This window comes from Pseudalkalibacillus sp. Hm43, assembly GCF_051842935.1.
In the GTDB taxonomy this organism is placed as follows: Bacteria; Bacillota; Bacilli; order Bacillales; family Fictibacillaceae; genus Pseudalkalibacillus.
The window spans coordinates 1,104,967-1,122,424 of record NZ_JBPXRR010000001.1; the positions used below are offsets into that span (position 1 = coordinate 1,104,967).

General features: G+C 43.8%; 17 protein-coding genes. All 17 read left to right on the forward strand.

Annotated elements, in window-relative coordinates:
• Positions 1-11: 11 nt before the first annotated feature.
• Positions 12-1,091, forward strand: coding sequence for a BMP family lipoprotein (locus tag ACSVDE_RS05855; RefSeq protein WP_439300003.1), 1,080 nt, complete (start codon positions 12-14; stop codon positions 1,089-1,091).
• A gap of 279 nt (positions 1,092-1,370) precedes the next feature.
• On the forward strand, positions 1,371-2,897 hold the full coding sequence (locus tag ACSVDE_RS05860) for an ABC transporter ATP-binding protein (RefSeq protein WP_439300004.1): 1,527 nt from the start codon (positions 1,371-1,373) through the stop codon (positions 2,895-2,897).
• 6 nt (positions 2,898-2,903) lie between these two features.
• Positions 2,904-3,953 carry an ABC transporter permease gene (locus ACSVDE_RS05865; protein WP_439301939.1) on the forward strand — a complete coding sequence of 350 codons (1,050 nt, stop codon included), beginning with the start codon at positions 2,904-2,906 and terminating at the stop codon, positions 3,951-3,953.
• Positions 3,954-4,916 carry an ABC transporter permease gene (locus ACSVDE_RS05870; protein WP_439300005.1) on the forward strand — a complete coding sequence of 321 codons (963 nt, stop codon included), beginning with the start codon at positions 3,954-3,956 and terminating at the stop codon, positions 4,914-4,916. It abuts the gene before it with no gap.
• 197 nt (positions 4,917-5,113) lie between these two features.
• Complete coding sequence (gene yfmF, locus ACSVDE_RS05875; RefSeq protein ID WP_439300006.1) at positions 5,114-6,394, forward strand: EF-P 5-aminopentanol modification-associated protein YfmF; 1,281 nt, start codon at positions 5,114-5,116, stop codon at positions 6,392-6,394.
• Between the two features lie 2 nt (positions 6,395-6,396).
• Positions 6,397-7,686 (forward strand): EF-P 5-aminopentanol modification-associated protein YfmH, encoded by a 1,290-nt coding sequence (gene yfmH, locus ACSVDE_RS05880; protein ID WP_439300007.1) that lies wholly within the window; start codon positions 6,397-6,399, stop codon positions 7,684-7,686.
• Between the two features lie 67 nt (positions 7,687-7,753).
• Positions 7,754-8,476, forward strand: coding sequence for an elongation factor P 5-aminopentanone reductase (gene ymfI, locus ACSVDE_RS05885; RefSeq protein ID WP_439300008.1), 723 nt, complete (start codon positions 7,754-7,756; stop codon positions 8,474-8,476).
• 81 nt (positions 8,477-8,557) lie between these two features.
• Positions 8,558-8,812: a DUF3243 domain-containing protein gene (locus ACSVDE_RS05890; RefSeq protein ID WP_439300009.1), complete on the forward strand. Its 255-nt coding sequence runs from the start codon at positions 8,558-8,560 to the stop codon at positions 8,810-8,812.
• A gap of 191 nt (positions 8,813-9,003) precedes the next feature.
• Positions 9,004-9,777 (forward strand): DUF3388 domain-containing protein, encoded by a 774-nt coding sequence (locus ACSVDE_RS05895; protein WP_439300010.1) that lies wholly within the window; start codon positions 9,004-9,006, stop codon positions 9,775-9,777.
• 14 nt (positions 9,778-9,791) lie between these two features.
• The gene (locus tag ACSVDE_RS05900) at positions 9,792-10,706 is read left to right on the forward strand and encodes a RodZ domain-containing protein (RefSeq protein ID WP_439300011.1); all 915 of its coding nucleotides are present in this window, start codon (positions 9,792-9,794) and stop codon (positions 10,704-10,706) included.
• A 172-nt stretch (positions 10,707-10,878) separates the two neighbouring features.
• Entirely contained in the window at positions 10,879-11,034 is a 156-nt protein-coding gene (locus tag ACSVDE_RS05905) for a hypothetical protein (RefSeq protein ID WP_439300012.1), read from the forward strand.
• A gap of 35 nt (positions 11,035-11,069) precedes the next feature.
• A complete protein-coding gene (gene pgsA, locus ACSVDE_RS05910; protein ID WP_439300013.1) occupies positions 11,070-11,648 on the forward strand; it encodes a CDP-diacylglycerol--glycerol-3-phosphate 3-phosphatidyltransferase in 579 nt (192 codons plus the stop codon).
• A gap of 63 nt (positions 11,649-11,711) precedes the next feature.
• The gene (locus ACSVDE_RS05915) at positions 11,712-12,953 is read left to right on the forward strand and encodes a competence/damage-inducible protein A (RefSeq protein ID WP_439300014.1); all 1,242 of its coding nucleotides are present in this window, start codon (positions 11,712-11,714) and stop codon (positions 12,951-12,953) included.
• Positions 12,954-13,027: 74 nt separating this feature from the next.
• Positions 13,028-14,071, forward strand: a complete 1,044-nt coding sequence (gene recA, locus ACSVDE_RS05920; RefSeq protein ID WP_439300015.1) for a recombinase RecA — start codon at positions 13,028-13,030, stop codon at positions 14,069-14,071.
• A 256-nt stretch (positions 14,072-14,327) separates the two neighbouring features.
• On the forward strand, positions 14,328-15,893 hold the full coding sequence (gene rny, locus ACSVDE_RS05925) for a ribonuclease Y (protein WP_439300016.1): 1,566 nt from the start codon (positions 14,328-14,330) through the stop codon (positions 15,891-15,893).
• A 143-nt stretch (positions 15,894-16,036) separates the two neighbouring features.
• Positions 16,037-16,831: a TIGR00282 family metallophosphoesterase gene (locus ACSVDE_RS05930; protein WP_439300017.1), complete on the forward strand. Its 795-nt coding sequence runs from the start codon at positions 16,037-16,039 to the stop codon at positions 16,829-16,831.
• Positions 16,832-17,147: 316 nt separating this feature from the next.
• Positions 17,148-17,408, forward strand: coding sequence for a stage V sporulation protein SpoVS (spoVS, locus tag ACSVDE_RS05935; protein ID WP_003211281.1), 261 nt, complete (start codon positions 17,148-17,150; stop codon positions 17,406-17,408).
• Positions 17,409-17,458: the final 50 nt, after the last annotated feature.

Here is a 17,458-nt window from a genome sequence, read left to right on the forward strand (position 1 = left end):
GAATAGGATTCATGAAAAAGCGTTATGGATTTTTAATGTCTATGGTATTGGCAGCAGGTACACTACTATCTGCTTGTGGAGCAAGTGACGATGCATCAGGGGATGGCGAAAAGGAACAGAAGGAAGACGGCTTTAAAGTAGCAATGGTTACCGATACAGGTGGAGTTGACGATAAGTCATTCAACCAATCTGCTTGGGAAGGTCTTCAAGAATTCGGAAATGAAAACGACTTGAAAGAAAAAGAAGGATATACGTACGTTCAATCAGACGCTCAAAGTGACTATCGTCCGAACTTGAACAACCTAGTACGTCAAGACTTCGATCTTGTATTCGGAATCGGATTCCTTATGCAAGAAGACATCAAAAAAGTAGCTGAACAGCAAAAAGACGCACAATTTGCACTAGTAGATAGTGTCGTTGATTTGGATAACGTAGCAAGCATCACGTTTAAAGAGCACCAAGGATCTTTCCTAGTTGGACTTGTAGCTGGACTTCAGTCTAAATCAAACAAAATCGGTTTCATCGGTGGAGTAGAATCTGAACTCATCAAGAAATTTGAAAACGGATTCAAAGCTGGTGTATTGACGGCTAACCCTGACGCTGAAATCTTCACACAATATGCTGGTGACTTCAACGACGCTGCAAAAGGTACAACGATCGCTGCTACACTTTATGGTAAAGGTGCAGATGTTATCTACCACGCAGCTGGTGGAACTGGAGCAGGCGTATTCACAGAAGCGATCAACCGTAAGAAAAACGGTGAAGACGTATGGGTGATCGGTGTTGACCGTGACCAATTCGCTGAAGGTATCTATGATCAAGACGCTAACAAGAGTGTAACGTTGACTTCAATGGTAAAACGTGTTGACACAGCTGTATTCGAAGTATCGAAGAAAACGATGGAAGGAAACTTCCCTGGTGGAGAAATCGTAGAATTCGGTCTTGAAGAAGACGGCGTAGGAATTGCCCCTACTCAAGACAACGTATCAGAAGAAGCTCTTAAAATGGTCGAAGAGTACAAAGAGAAAATCGTTGCAGGTGAAGTGGAAGTTCCTAAAACAGACGACGAGTTTGCATCATTTAATAAGTAAAAACATGTAATCTCCATATAGCTCTATACAAAGGCTGGTAGTTACTACTGGCCTTTGTTCATGTAAACCATCCATACAGGGTGTAAAAGCACGCATGTAATCCGAAATGCTCTCAAGTCAGAATCAGTAAGGTAAGACGTCATAGCTCTTGGGTGTAACAAGGCAAGTCTTACACGCTCAATGTAGCTTTCCTTGCTACACTCGAGAGAATAGGGAGCATCGATCATACAACAATTGTAGGCTATGTTTTAGGAACAACAGGTGTAGGAGTGATTACTTTTGGAATACGTCATTGAAATGAAAGGGATTCGAAAAGAGTTTCCAGGCATTGTTGCCAATGACAATGTAACGTTACAAGTACAAAAAGGGGAAATCCATGCACTTTTGGGGGAAAACGGTGCAGGGAAATCCACGTTGATGAACGTATTGTTCGGATTGTATCAGCCTGAACAGGGTGAGATCCGAGTACGAGGAGAGAAAGTTGAAATAACCGATCCGAATATTGCCAACAATCTCGGAATCGGAATGGTTCATCAGCACTTCATGTTAGTCGAGAATTTCACAGTTACAGAGAACATCATCCTTGGTAGTGAACCTAGGCATCGAGGTCAGGTCGATGTAAAAAAGGCTGCAAAGAAAGTAGAGGAAATTTCCCGTCAGTATGGACTGAGAGTTGACCCCTATGCAAAAATCGAAGACATTTCCGTAGGGATGCAGCAGCGCGTGGAGATCCTCAAAACGCTTTATCGTGGTGCAGACATCTTGATTTTCGATGAGCCGACAGCGGTTTTGACACCGCAAGAAATCAAAGAACTTATTCAGATCATGAAGCGATTGATCGCTGAGGGTAAATCCATCATCCTCATCACCCATAAGTTGAAAGAGATCATGGAGGTTTGTCACCGTTGTACCGTCATCCGAAGAGGTAAAGGAATCGGAACGGTCGACGTAGCCACTACGAACAGGGACGAACTAGCATCCATGATGGTAGGGCGTGAAGTTTCTTTTACAACTGAAAAAGAACCAGCCAAACCTAAACAGGATGTCCTGGAAATCAAAGATCTCGTCGTGAAGGATTCCAGGGGTGTGACAGCTGTGAAAGGTCTTGATCTGACTGTGAAAGCTGGGGAAATCGTCGGTATCGCTGGTGTCGATGGTAACGGTCAGTCTGAGTTGATTGAAGCGATCACGGGTCTTCGTAAAGCTTCGAGTGGTTCGATTCAGCTGAACGGTAAGAACATCACGAATCGTAAGCCACGAAAAGTGACCGAGTCGGGTGTCGGCCATATTCCTCAAGACCGTCATAAACATGGTCTTGTCCTGGATTTTTCAATTGGTGAAAATATGGTTCTTCAAACGTATTATCAAGAACCTTACTCAAAGTTCAAGCAATTGAAGAAAACGAACATATTGAATAAAGCGAAAGAGTTGATTGACCAGTTCGATGTACGTACACCGAGTGTGCATACACAAGCACGTGCATTATCTGGTGGAAATCAGCAAAAAGCGATCATCGCGAGGGAAGTCGATCGAAGTCCTGACCTATTGATTGCAGCGCAACCTACACGTGGATTGGATGTCGGAGCTATTGAATTCATCCATTCCAAGTTGATTGAAGAGCGTGATGCGGATAAAGCAGTTTTGCTTATCTCTTTCGAACTTGAAGAAATCATGAATGTTAGTGACAGGATTGCTGTCATATACGAAGGGGAAATTGTAGCTGTTGTCGATCCGAAGGAAGTTACCGAACAAGAACTCGGATTGTTGATGGCAGGATCCAAACAAGCTGAGAAGGGGGAACAGTAGGTGAAATTGCAAAAGATTCTTTTCAAACTCAGTGTACCAGTCATAGCAGTTGCACTTGCCCTTCTCGTTGGTGGGATTCTGATGCTGACGAGCGGATATGACCCATTCGAAGCATATTACGCATTGTTCAGTGTCCTATTTACAGATTCATACTTCATTGGTGAAACGATCCGTCAAATGACGCCGTTGATCTTATCGGGTCTTGCAGTAGCATTTGCTTTCCGTACAGGCTTATTCAACATCGGAGTGGAAGGTCAATTGTTAGTCGGCTGGCTCGCTTCTGTCTATGTCGGAATCGCTGTAGAAGGCGTACCTGCTTTCATCCATGTGCCGCTTGCCATCCTGGCTGGAGCACTTGCAGGTGGATTATGGGGTCTAGTGCCGGGTTATTTGAAGGCAAGGTTCAAAGTCCATGAAGTCATTACAACGATCATGATGAACTATGTTGCATTACATGTGACGAACTCCATCATTCGATCGTACCTTTTGGCACCAGGGGAGCGTACGGAGGAAATCCAACCTTCCGCGTCCTTATCCTCAATGTTTTTACAAGAGATCACAGATTTTTCACGTCTCCATTATGGGATCGTCGTTGCAATCCTTGCTGCGATCCTGATGTGGTATCTTCTGTGGAAAACGACGACTGGTTATGAATTGCGTGCGGTAGGGTTCAACCAACATGCATCTGACTACGCAGGTATCAATGTATCGAAAAACATCGTTCTGTCAATGGTCATCTCTGGAGGTTTCGCAGGTGTCGCAGGAGCGATGGAAGGTCTCGGAACGTACCAGTACATGACGATTAACGCTGCGTTCACCGGCGTTGGTTTTGATGGTATCGCTGTTGCCCTTTTAGGAGCGAACAGTGCGATCGGTATCATTCTTGCTGCCGCTCTTTTCGGTGGATTGAAAATTGGTGCATTGAACATGCAAGCCATCGCTCAAGTTCCACCTGAACTGATCACGATTGTCATTGCATTGATCATCTTCTTCGTTGCATCCAGTTATCTCGTGCATTGGCTGAGAAATCGCATTAATAAAAGGGGGAAAATCTAGATGGATCTCATGCAAATTTTAGGCATCATCATACCAACAGCCATCTTTGCAGCAGCCCCTCTTATATTAACTGCGCTCGGTGGAGTATTCAGTGAACGATCCGGAGTCGTCAATATCGGACTTGAAGGTCTCATGATGATGGGCGCATTCGTCGGAGCAGTATTCACGTTCTATGGAGAAACGTGGGGCTTCGGTGGTGCATCACCATGGTTCTCTTTCGTAGTTGCAATCATACTTGGAGCGATCTTCTCGCTTTTACATGCCGTTGCAAGTATTACATTCAGAGCGGATCAGGTCGTCAGTGGTGTAGCGCTGAACTTCCTTGCAGCAGGTTTGACGATCTTCCTTGTGAAGAAAATTTTCGATGCAGGACAAACACCTTACTTGAACGAACGTATTTTCAAGTCGGATGTGCCAATCCTGTCTGATATCCCGATCATCGGTCCATTGTTGTTCGGTAAAGCTTATGTCACGTCTTATGTGGCGATTGCACTTGCAATTGTCGTTTGGTTCGTCATTTACAAGACACCGTTCGGATTACGATTACGCTCTGTAGGTGAGCATCCGATGGCGGCAGACACGATGGGAATCAACGTTACGAAAATGAGATACATTGCAGTCATGCTCAGTGGGGCTTTCGCAGGGCTGGGTGGCGCGGTCTACGCTACATCCATCAGCGGGAACTTCACCCACTCGACGATTGCAGGACAAGGGTTCATGGCGCTTGCAGCGATGATCTTCGGAAAATGGCATCCACTTGGAGCTTTAGGGGCGGCACTGTTTTTCGGATTAGCGCAATCCTTGAGTATCACAGGTCAGCAGATTCCGTTTTTAAAAGAAATCCCTTATGTGTTCCTTTTGATCTCTCCTTATGTGTTGACGATCCTTGCCCTGGCAGGATTCGTCGGAAGGGCAGATGCACCGAAAGCAATCGGGAAGCCTTACGAAAAAGGAAAACGCTAACTTTTAGAGAACTTCTCTTTATGAGGAGTTCTTTTTACTTTGTCTAAATTAGATTCATCATTGATATTAAATGAAATCAACCTCCTCAATTCCAAAGCTTGACGTTATCGTACGTCCCTGATCCGAGTATATATGAAGTGTTCATGATTCTACTCCGATTCGGGTATGCTAACAAAAAAAGAAGGAGAGGTCCGAATATGGCGAAGACTAAAGAACCACGAGTGGTTTCATCAAATGGTTATACACTCCATCTTCTAGAAACAGAAAAATATAAAACCACGACATTTTCCATCCAGATCAAACGGAAGATTGAAGAAGAAAATGTCACAAAACGAGCATTGTTGGCTCAAGTTTTGAAAGCAGGTACGGAGTCATATCCTTCCTCATTACATATTCACAGATTGTTAGAGGATATGTATGGTGCCGGGTTCGTCACATCAATCGGTAAGAAGGGCGAGTATCAGATCATCACGATCCGTATGGATGTTTCCAACGAGAAATTTCTACTGGATCAAACCCCGTTGCTTGAACAATCGATTTCGTTTTTAGGGGAAGTATTGTTGAATCCTCTGACGGATGGCGAGAAATTCAATGAAACGAATGTCAAAAAAGAAAAACGTGTCCTTAAACAGAAGATCCAATCCATTTACGACGATAAAATGCGCTTTGCGAATAAACGCTTGATTGAAGAAATGTTCAAAGGTGACCGTTATGCACTCCATGCATTCGGGAAAGAAGAAGAAGTCGATGGCATCTCAGCCGAGGAGCTTTACACATACTATCAGGATGTAATCGAGAATGATGAAATTGACGTCTATGTCGTTGGTGATATCGATGGAGATCAAGTGACGGATCTAATCCAATCGAAAATCCAGCTTTCTTCACGACCGGCTCCTGAAAAAATGTCTGCACCTGCTATCAATCGAAAAGATCAGGAAAACGTAATCTTCGATGAGCAAGATGTCAAACAGGGGAAACTTCATATGGGTTACCGCACATCCATTACGTATTCCGACCCAAACTATTATGCTATGCAAGTGTTCAATGGGATCTTTGGAGGATTTTCTCACTCCAAGCTGTTCATCAATGTCCGGGAGAAAGCGAGCCTCGCTTATTACGCTGTTTCCAGAGTGGAAAGCCATATCGGTGCGATTTTTGTCATGTCTGGTATTGAATTCAAAAATTATGAGCAGGCAGTAACCATTATCCGAGAGCAAATGGATAAGATGAAAAACGGAGATATTTCTGACGGAGAACTTGCACAGACAAAAGAAATGCTTCGAAACCAAATCCTAGAGTCTGTAGATAACCCGAATAGTTGGGTCGATCTCCTATATCACTCAAAAGTAGCAGGCATCGAACGCTCCATTGATGAATGGATCGAAGGCATTCAAGCTGTCACGATGCGGGATGTGTTGGAAGTTGCAGATACTGTTACTTTAGATACGATCTATTTCCTTAAAGGGGAGGGTCAATAATCATGAAAGAAGTCTATTACGATCAGTTACAGGAGACGTTGTATTCAGATACGCTTGATAATGGTCTCGAAGTTTACATTTTACCGAAAAAAGGGTTCAACAAGACATACGCGACGTTCACGACGAAATACGGATCAGTGGATAATCACTTTACTCCTCTTGGAGCAGAAGAAGCGATTAAAGTACCGGATGGAATTGCGCATTTCCTAGAGCATAAATTGTTCGAGAAAGAAGATCGCGATGTCTTCCAGGATTTCAGTAAGCAAGGGGCATCTGCAAATGCCTTCACATCTTTTACAAGGACGGCTTACTTGTTTTCAAGTACATCGAATGTGATCGAAAACTTGCGAACACTGATTGATTTCGTTCAAGCACCATACTTCACCGAACAGACAGTTGAAAAAGAAAAAGGGATCATCGGGCAAGAAATTGAGATGTATGATGATAATCCGGATTGGCGTGTGTACTTCGGTGTGATTGAAAATATGTTCCATCATCACCCGGTGAAAATCGATATCGCAGGAACCGTTCCTTCCATTGCAAAAATTACGAAGGATGACCTATACACCTGTTATGAAACGTTCTACCATCCGAACAACATGTTACTGTTCATCGTTGGGAATGTGGAACCAGAAGAGATCATGAATCTGATTGTAGAGAACCAGAACAGTAAAGATTTCGCACCTCCTGAAAAAATCGAACGGTTCTTTGACGATGAACCAGCCGAGGTGGCGAAGAAAAAGTCTGTCATCAAGATGACGGTCCAAACGCCAAAATGCATGGTCGGTTTCAAACAGGCGAATCCGGGCAGGTTTGGTGACGAACGTTTGAAATATGAGCTTTGCATGAATCTTCTGTTGGATTACCTTTTCGGTCAAAGTTCCAACAACTATGAAGATCTCTATAGTGAAGGGCTGATCGACCAATCCTTCTCTTTTGATTACACGGAAGAAGGGGACTTCGGATTCACCTTGATAGGTGGAGACACGACGGATCCTGACCGATTGACGGAGCGGATCGTTGAAATGATCGAGGCAGAAAAATCCAAAGGGATTGAAGGTTCGTCCATCGACCGTTTGAAGAAGAAAAAAATCGGAAGCTTCTTACGATCCATGAATTCACCGGAATATATCGCAAATCAATTCACCCGGTTCCAATTCGGAGGCATGAATCTATTCAAAGTCGTAGAAATGTACGATAAGATTACAAATGAGGATTTAGAAACGATCATGAAAGAGCATTTCAATCAGAAATCGTTCACAAGTTGTCAGGTTAGACCAAAAAAAGCATAGCACAGAGGGAGACTGGCTGAGAGGTCAGTCTCTACTTCATATTGATATATTGGGGAGGGGAAATGCTATGTCTCGATATGCTTTAGTGACAGGTGCGAGTGGGGAAATTGGACAAGCCATTGCAAGAGAGCTTGCCGATCAGGGTTACAACCTTTATTTGCACTATTATCAAAATAAAGAAGCCGTCGAGAAGCTGCAGTTCGAATTTTCAACAAAGGTCGAATGCAAGCTCGTCAATGCGAATCTTGCTGATTCTGAGGGACCTTCCGTTCTTTATGAACAGTTAGACAAGCCGGTGGAAGTCCTCGTTTATAATTGCGGAAGTTCTCATACTGGATTGATGACGGATGTTTCTCCCAAAGAGCTGGATAGCATGGTTCAACTACAATTGAAAAGTCCCTTCAGTTTGTTGCAGAAGCTTCTTCCGACCATGGTGGAAAAAAAGCAAGGATCGATCGTGATGATTACATCCATTTGGGGGCAAACAGGTGCATCGTGTGAAGTCTTGTATTCCATGGTCAAGGGGGGAATGAACACGATGGTCAAAGCGCTATCCAAGGAACTAGCCCCAAGCGGGATCCGGGTCAATGCAGTGGCTCCAGGAATCATCGCCACGAAAATGAACGAACATCTTTCAGAAGAAGAGTTGGATGAGATTGCTGACGAAATCCCAATCGGGCGTTTCGGACTACCGGAGGAAGTTTCAGATGCTGTCGGATATCTGATCTCGAAGAAATCATCCTACATCACCGGTCATATCCTACCGGTAAATGGCGCTTGGTATTGTTGAAGAAATTTCGTGCATAATCCATCCTGAAATGAGAAATGATAATCCGTGAACGACTTTAATTTTTTCTAGGAGGGACTGCAAATGTCTGTTCTTGATAACTGGGAAGAATGGAAAGGTTTTCTCGGAGACCGTCTACGCAATGCAGAAGGCAAAGGGATGAGACACGAAGCCATTACTGAAATTGCCACAGAAATCGGTGGATACTTAGCTGAGCAAGTAGAACCGAAAAATGCGGAAGAAAAGGTACTTGCTGACCTTTGGAATGTTGGTTCTGAAGAAGAACGCCATTCTATCGCAAGCATGATGGTCAAGTTAGTTGAAGACCGTCGTGAATAGTTGAAAGATGCTGATCCTCTTGACGGATACCTGTTTACAGGTTAAGAAGTTGATTCAAGATGGGTCAGCTTTTTTCATGGATGAAGGATTACCAAGTTTATCTTTATTTTTACTTTTCTTACAGATGAAAATCATTTATCATTAGAGAAAAGGATGTCGGAAAATGAGGAATTGACGGAAGGAGATGAGCAATGGAAGCGCAGGAATGGTACTTAGAATATGAAATACATAAAAATCGTCCTGGTCTACTTGGGGATATTTCTTCATTGCTCGGGATGCTTGGTATCAATATCATCACTATCAATGGTGTAGACAATATGAGAAGAGGCATGCTATTACTCGTTCACAATTCTGAACAAGTCGAACGTCTGAAGACCATTCTCGAAACGATGGATAATATTACGATTACGAAGATGAGAAAGCCGAAGCTACGTGACAGATTAGCAGTCCGACACGGACGATACATACAAAGAGATGCCGATGACAAGAAAACATTTCGCTTTGTAAGAGATGAACTCGGATTACTTGTCGATTTCATGGCCGAATTGTTCAAGGTGGATGGACATAAGCTGATAGGGATACGAGGGATGCCACGAGTCGGGAAAACCGAATCCATCGTGGCAGCGAGTGTCTGTGCGAATAAACGATGGGTATTCGTTTCTTCAACCTTGTTGAGACAGACGATCCGCAGCCAACTTGCTGATGATGAATATAGTAACGATCACGTATTCCTCATTGATGGGATTGTCTCTTTGAAACGATCATCTGAAAAGCATTGGCAGCTCATCCGTGAAGTGATGAGGCTTCCAGCTACAAAAATCGTGGAACATCCGGATATCTTCGTAAGAGAATCGGAATATACGATGGATGACTTCGATTACATCATCGAACTTCGGGATGACCCAGATGAAGAAATCACATACGATCTTGTTGAAACGAACGTTACATCCTTTGATTTTGAATAGTGGTAGGTGGTAGTATGACAGAATTGGGTCAGCGCTTAAAAGAAGCGCGTTTAAGTAAAGGTTTATCTTATGATGAGTTGCAAGACAAGACTAAAATCCAAAAACGCTATCTGCAAGCCATTGAAGAAGGACAATACAGCATTCTTCCAGGTGCTTTCTATGCCCGAGCGTTCATTAAAAACTATGCAGAAGCGGTGGATCTCGATCCAGATCAATTGTTTGAAGAACATGCAAGTGATCTTCCTGCCACTGATCAGGCGAAGACCGAATTTGCTCCACGGGCATCCAGAGCGAAGAGCGACGTACCGAAAGACAGTAAGATTGCGAGAGTATTGCCATTGATTTTCACGGTCATGCTCCTGATTGCATTGTTGATTGCGGGATACTGGTTCGTATCGAATAACGTAAACAATGCGAAATCCGAACCGACTCAGGACAGTGTTGATGATTATGACTCTGAACAGGGGGATGAGCCTGAGGAACCTGAACAGCCTGCAGAAGATACTCAGGATGACTCCAGTGCAGATGATACAACTGAAGGTGACAGTACAGAAACCCAATCTGAAGAAGAGGAACCGGTTCAAGAGCAAAATATTGAACAGGTTTCAACAGAAGGTATTGTAACGACGTACACCCTTTCCAATACAGATGAATTCAATGTTGAGTTGAAGACGACTGGAAAATCATATATTGATGTGAAGGGTGCCGACAATAAATTGATACAACCGAGCGGGAAGGAATATCCTGAAGGTGAAACACTTCAGTATTCTCTCACTGATCAATCGAAGGTCACTTTCAATATCGGTGCAACACCTTATGTTGACATCACGGTCAATGGAGAACCTTTCACCTACACCGTGAAACCGTCTGAAAGAGTTCACCAAAAAATCGTCATTCAATATGAAAAAGGAACAGAAAACGCTCAGTAAAAACATAGGATTGGCTCAAGTCATAAGGTCTCGAGCCAATCCTTTTTCATTGGCTCTTTTCTTAAGGATTGTTACTTTAAAATCAATGGTATTTAGAAACCACTTGTGCAATTTGATTGGAGTGCAAGGTGCGAGACTCCAGCGGGATCAGTGGGACAGGTGAGACCATTCAATGTCGCAAAGCGATGAGTGGGCTCACCGCACGCCCCACGGAAAGCGAGCACCTGAAGCGGAAATCAACTACTTTCAAGAGCATCAAAAGTTTGCGAAAACAGTCTTTTCTTTTTACATATTGAAGTTTCCTTTTAAATGGATTGTGGTAAAATAGACATGTTTACGTTCATATTGATTCAGGAGGAAGTTATGAATTTACCTAATAAGATTACTTTTTCACGTGTATTATTGATTCCGGTATTTATGATTTTTTTATTAGTGCCATTTGACTGGGGCGCGATTGAAATCTTTTCGGGAGAGATCCCGACCCATCATTTCATTGCAGCACTCATCTTCATCATTGCATCCTGTACGGATTGGATTGATGGTTATTATGCAAGAAAGCTTAACATGGTCACCAACTTAGGGAAATTTCTAGATCCATTAGCTGACAAGCTACTCGTCACGGCAGCGTTGATTGGACTTGTAGAATTACAGCTGGCTCCTGCTTGGATGGTCATTTTGATTTTGAGCCGTGAATTTGCTGTAACTGGATTACGTTTGATCGCTGCAGGAGATGGCGATGTGATTGCGGCGAGTCAGATGGGTAAATTGAAAACATGGATCCAAATCATTGCGATAGCCGCATTGCTGCTTCACAACGTGCCTTTCACTGCGCTGTCCATCCCGTTCGCAAGCCTTGCACTATGGGCTGCGACAATCATCACGGTCTATTCCGGATGGGATTATTTTATGAAAAACAAACATATTATGCTAAAGTCGAAATAACAGAACTCATACCGTCCTTACTTAAAGGGCGGTTTATACTTTCCTGAAAATGAGGTGGATTGAATGAACGCTGAAATCATTGCAATTGGATCTGAGCTATTACTTGGTCAGATCGCCAATACGAATGCACAATTCATTTCCAAGCAACTAGCTGAGGAAGGAATCAATGTTTTCTATCATACAGTGGTGGGAGATAACAAAAACCGCTTGATCCAAGCAATTGAAACGGCTTCAGAGCGGTCAGACCTACTGATCTTCACAGGCGGTCTCGGTCCCACGAAAGATGATCTAACGAAAGAAACGATTGCGGAACACCTTGGTTTGTCTCTCGTGGAAAACGAAGAAGCGATGGCTTTGATTGAAGGGTACTATGAAAAAACCGGTCAGACGATGTCCGAAAACAATCGTCGTCAAGCAGTCGTATTTGAAGGCGCGGATGTTCTAGCGAACAATAATGGTATGGCGCCAGGGATGGCACTTCATCAAGACGGTACGACGTATATCCTATTACCTGGACCACCGAAGGAAATGCAACCGATGTTCATGAATTATGCCATTCCTTACGTGAAGCAGTTCCGTGGGGACGATTCACTCATCCATTCGCGTGTCCTTCGTTTCTATGGTATAGGGGAATCTGCTCTTGAAACGAAACTGATGGATTTGATTGATGCACAGACAAACCCGACAATTGCACCTCTAGCGGGGAACTTTGAAGTGACATTGAGACTGACAGCGAAATGTCAGACGAAAGCCGAAGGAGAGGCTCTGATCGATAAGCTGGAAGGTCAGATCTTTGAACGTGTAGGCGAGTATTTTTACGGTTATGACGAGACGAGCCTGTCAGCAGAAGTCATGCAGAAACTTCAAGATACGGATCATACACTGGCATGCGCTGAAAGCTTGACTGGAGGTTACTTCGGACATGACTTGACGAAAATCTCTGGGATTGGACAAGTATTCCTCGGGGGGTTGATCTGCTATCAGAATGATATTAAAAGAGATCTTCTGAAAGTCCCGCAAGAAGTACTGGACAATGAAGGAGCTGTCAGTGAAAAATGTGCTCGATTGATGGCTGAAAATATCCGTTCCCAGTTCGGCAGTGATTATGGCATCAGCTTTACAGGTGTTGCCGGTCCGAATGAAATGGAAGGGAAATCACCTGGTACTGTCTATATCGGAATCGCCTCTGAAGGTGGGACGAACATATATCCGTTGAACCTCGCGGGTGGTCGAAATGCGGTACGCAGTCGGACCGTCAATTACGGCTTGTTCTACTTGTTGAAAGAATTGAAAAAAGGCGAATAAATGTTCGTAAAAAGTATTGGCAAATGTAATGAAAAACGGTATGATGAGGTTAGTCAATTTAGAGGAGTGATTTCATGAGTGATCGCAAAGCTGCATTAGATATGGCATTACGACAAATAGAAAAGCAATTCGGTAAAGGATCTGTCATGAAGCTGGGGGAACAAACTGAAAACCGTGTTTCCACGACTTCAAGCGGATCACTCGCTGTAGATATCGCACTAGGAGTAGGCGGATATCCACGAGGAAGAATCATCGAGGTTTACGGTCCTGAATCATCTGGTAAAACGACCGTTGCCCTCCATGCGATTGCAGAAGCACAAAGAAACGGCGGTCAAGCGGCCTTCATCGATGCGGAACACGCATTAGACCCGGTATACGCTGAAAAGCTCGGTGTCGACATTAACGAACTATTACTATCCCAACCGGATACAGGTGAACAAGCGCTTGAGATTGCAGAAGCATTAGTACGAAGCGGTGCAGTAGACATCTTGGTCATCGACTCCGTTGCTGCACTCGTACCGAAAGCTGAAATCGAAGGGGAGATGGGTGACTCTCACGTAGGTCTACAAGCCCGTTTGATGTCCCAAGCACTTCGTAAGCTTTCCGGCGCAATCAGCAAGTCGAAGACGACAGCAATCTTCATCAACCAGATTCGTGAGAAAGTCGGAGTCATGTTCGGAAATCCTGAAACAACTCCTGGTGGACGTGCGTTGAAGTTCTATTCATCCGTCCGTCTAGAAGTACGCCGTGCAGAAACATTGAAGCAAGGAAACGATATGGTCGGTAACAAGACGCGTATCAAGGTTGTCAAAAACAAGGTCGCTCCTCCATTCAAGACGGCTGAAGTGGATATCATGTACGGAGAAGGAATTTCTAGGCAAGGTGAGATTCTTGATATCGGTTCAGACATCGATGTCGTTCAAAAGAGCGGGGCTTGGTACTCCTTCAATGGCGAACGTCTCGGACAAGGACGTGAAAATGCGAAGCAGTTCTTGAAAGAAAACGAAGCGATTGAAAGTGAGATCTACTCGTCGATCCGTTCCTACTATCAGATGAGTACGAACGAAACGGCAGCAGCTGCTGAAACAGAAGAGGAAGAAAGCGATAAACTCGTTTAATCCGCTTAGATAAAGATACCCGGGATTTCCCGGGTATCTTTTGTTATATAAAAGAGTTTCAAAGTCCTTGAGCTGGTAAAGTACGAGCATTCTGACAGCTCTTGACATTGAATTTGGACAACTATACAATTAGGGTATATTGTTTGATTACTTTTACATTTGTTAAACAATGAAACCGCTGTATGTGAATAGCTAGCTTTTAAGAAACTATTCAATTTTACAACCAACAATCAGATAGCAAGAGGAGGTGATAGGTATGGATAACATATTTGTCCTCATCTCCATTTTGCTTGTCTCTGCAGTAGTATTTGCAGTTGTTGGATATCTTGTTCGTAAATCCATTGCTGAAGCGAAAATTTCGAGTGCCGAGCATGCAGCGAAGCAGATCATTGAAGATGGAAAACGTGAAGCTGAAGCTAGCAAAAAAGAAGCTCTGCTCGAAGCGAAAGATGAGATTCATAAGCAACGAGTAGACGCAGAGAATGAAATTCGTGAACGCAGAACTGAACTTCAAAAACAAGAACATCGCTTGGTTCAAAAAGAAGAGGTCCTTGACCGTAAAAGTGAAACCTTGGACAAAAAAGAGGAATCATTAGAAAAAAGGGAGGATTCTCTCACCAAAAAACAACAACAAATCGAAGAGATGGAAAGCAAAGTGGAGCAAGTGTTGCAGCAACAGCAACTGGAACTCGAAAGATTATCTGGAGTTTCACGCGATGAAGCGAAGCAAATGATCATGGATCAAGCACAGTCGGAAATCGACCACGAGCTTGCAGCTATGATGAGAGAACGTGAAGTTCGCGCGAAAGAAGAAGCAGATAAGAAGGCGAAGGAAATTCTATCCCTAGCCATCCAGCGTTGTGCTGCTGACCACGTAGCGGAGACGACGGTATCCGTTGTCAACCTGCCGAACGATGAGATGAAAGGTAGAATCATCGGTCGTGAAGGACGAAATATCCGTACCCTTGAAACATTGACGGGGATTGATTTGATTATTGATGACACACCAGAAGCTGTCATTCTTTCAGGCTTCGATCCAATCAGACGAGAGATTGCAAGAATTGCTCTCGATAAACTTGTTTCAGATGGACGAATCCATCCTGCACGTATTGAAGAAATGGTGGACAAATCCAGAAGAGAAGTGGATGAGTATATTCGAGAAATCGGTGAACAGACGACATTCGAAATGGGTGTACACGGATTGCATCCTGACTTGATCAAAGTATTGGGACGATTGAAGTACCGTACAAGTTATGGTCAGAATGTATTGAAACACTCCATGGAAGTCGCTCACTTAGCTGGTCTTATGGCTGCTGAACTGGGTGAAGATGTAACAGTCGCACGCAGAGCTGGATTGCTTCATGACATCGGTAAAGCGATTGACCATGAAGTGGAAGGCAGTCACGTCGAAATTGGAGTCGAGCTCGCTGAGAAGTATAAAGAGCACCCGGTGGTTATCAACAGTATCGCATCCCATCACGGAGATACGGAACCGACTTCAATCATCGCTGTACTTGTCGCTGCTGCAGATGCCTTGTCTGCTGCAAGACCAGGTGCACGTAGAGAAACACTTGAGACGTATATCAAGCGACTCGAAAAGCTTGAAGAGATTTCAGAGTCCTTCGAGGGCGTTGAGAAGTCCTTTGCCATTCAAGCTGGTCGTGAGATTCGTATCATGGTTCGCCCAGACATGGTGGATGACATTGCATCCCATCGTATGGCGAGAGACATCACGAAGAAAATTGAAGAAGAACTCGACTATCCAGGACATATCAAAGTCACCGTTATACGGGAAACGAGAGCAGTCGAGTATGCTAAATAAAGTGGCGATTTCCGCCACTTTATTTTTTATGGATCAACCAAGACTTGTGATGCTGTTCATAGTAACGAGAGATTGGACACAGGATAAGGAAAATGGCATAGTAAGGTAAGCTATTCATTATTACATATAGAAGGAGTTTGAGAATGAGAATTCTATTCGTAGGAGATGTCGTAGGATCACCTGGTCGTGCGATGGTCGAAACCTATTTATCTAAATTGAAAAACAAATACAATCCGACACTCACAATCGTGAACGGGGAGAACGCAGCACATGGTCGTGGGATCACAGAAAAGATAACTCGCAACCTGAAGCAATGGGGAGCGCAGGCGATTACGATGGGAAATCACACATGGGATAACAAGGAGATTTTCGATTTCATCGACGATGTACCTCAAATGGTACGCCCCGCCAATTTTCCGGAAGGGACACCTGGTCAAGGGTATACTTTTGTAAAAATAAACAATATTGAAGTAGCAGTCGTCAATTTACAAGGACGAACGTTCATGCCGCCGCTCGATTGCCCCTTCCAGAAGGCGGATGAAATCATTGAAAAAGTAAAGAGTCGTACACCGTATATTTTCGTGGATTTCCATGCAGAAGCTACAAGTGAAAAGCAAGCGATGGGTTGGTACCTAGATGGAAGAGTTTCTGCTGTTGTCGGTACGCATACCCATGTCCAGACTTCCGATAACCGTGTCCTGCCTGGAGGAACTGCGTATATCTCCGATGTCGGCATGACGGGTCCATACGATGGGATCCTCGGCATGAGTAAGGAAGCGGTTCTCAAAAAATTTCTGACAAATCTGCCTGTCAGGTTTGAAGTGGAAAATGGGCGGGAACAGTTAAGTGGAGTCGTTATCGATTTGGATAAAGAGACCGGTCAAGCTAAATCGATTCGAAGAATCCAAATAAATGATGATCATCCTTTCACTGAGTAGCGTGCTCCTTTTCGCTACTATTTTACTACAGGAAGCTATAATCAACTGACTTCTCGCGACTCCTGAGCTTTATTTAACACCAACGTTTGCCTCAACCAAGTTTTCTTTACACTTGTGTTGGATGCCTTTTCAACAAAAGAAGTGTGTCGACGTAGTAGAAAAGGCTAAGTTCACAGTATAAGCGCAACTAAGGTTCAACCTGCGCTTACGCTTGGCTTCACCAAGTTTTCTTTACAAATTGGTAACTTAGGAGGAATACAAGCTCAAATCCTGAATATAGTAGAAGTGGTAGGATATCAATAAGGAGGTACAAATCATGGAAATATTAAAAGTTTCAGCAAAGTCCAATCCAAATTCTGTAGCTGGCGCTTTAGCCGGAGTCCTCCGTGAAAGAGGAGCTGCCGAAATACAGGCAATCGGTGCCGGCGCCTTGAACCAAGCAGTGAAAGCTGTAGCGATCGCCAGAGGATTTGTAGCACCCAGTGGAGTTGACCTCATTTGTATCCCTGCATTTACAGATATCTTGATTGATGGAGAAGAGAGAACGGCAATCAAGTTGATTGTAGAACCGAGATAAGAAACGTTCGACCTGTTTGTTCACAAGAGCAAGCAGGTTTTTGCATGTTC

Coding starts and splice junctions, on each gene's coding strand:
- spoVS (WP_003211281.1), top strand. CDS start 17,148: ATGGAAATATTAAAAGTTTCAGCAAAGTCCAATCCAAATTCTGTAGCT.
- ACSVDE_RS05855 (WP_439300003.1), top strand. CDS start 12: ATGAAAAAGCGTTATGGATTTTTAATGTCTATGGTATTGGCAGCAGGT.
- pgsA (WP_439300013.1), top strand. CDS start 11,070: ATGAATTTACCTAATAAGATTACTTTTTCACGTGTATTATTGATTCCG.
- ACSVDE_RS05890 (WP_439300009.1), top strand. CDS start 8,558: ATGTCTGTTCTTGATAACTGGGAAGAATGGAAAGGTTTTCTCGGAGAC.
- ACSVDE_RS05915 (WP_439300014.1), top strand. CDS start 11,712: ATGAACGCTGAAATCATTGCAATTGGATCTGAGCTATTACTTGGTCAG.
- yfmF (WP_439300006.1), top strand. CDS start 5,114: ATGGCGAAGACTAAAGAACCACGAGTGGTTTCATCAAATGGTTATACA.
- rny (WP_439300016.1), top strand. CDS start 14,328: ATGGATAACATATTTGTCCTCATCTCCATTTTGCTTGTCTCTGCAGTA.
- ymfI (WP_439300008.1), top strand. CDS start 7,754: ATGTCTCGATATGCTTTAGTGACAGGTGCGAGTGGGGAAATTGGACAA.
- recA (WP_439300015.1), top strand. CDS start 13,028: ATGAGTGATCGCAAAGCTGCATTAGATATGGCATTACGACAAATAGAA.
- ACSVDE_RS05895 (WP_439300010.1), top strand. CDS start 9,004: ATGGAAGCGCAGGAATGGTACTTAGAATATGAAATACATAAAAATCGT.
- ACSVDE_RS05900 (WP_439300011.1), top strand. CDS start 9,792: ATGACAGAATTGGGTCAGCGCTTAAAAGAAGCGCGTTTAAGTAAAGGT.
- yfmH (WP_439300007.1), top strand. CDS start 6,397: ATGAAAGAAGTCTATTACGATCAGTTACAGGAGACGTTGTATTCAGAT.
- ACSVDE_RS05930 (WP_439300017.1), top strand. CDS start 16,037: ATGAGAATTCTATTCGTAGGAGATGTCGTAGGATCACCTGGTCGTGCG.
- ACSVDE_RS05905 (WP_439300012.1), top strand. CDS start 10,879: ATGTCGCAAAGCGATGAGTGGGCTCACCGCACGCCCCACGGAAAGCGA.
- ACSVDE_RS05870 (WP_439300005.1), top strand. CDS start 3,954: ATGGATCTCATGCAAATTTTAGGCATCATCATACCAACAGCCATCTTT.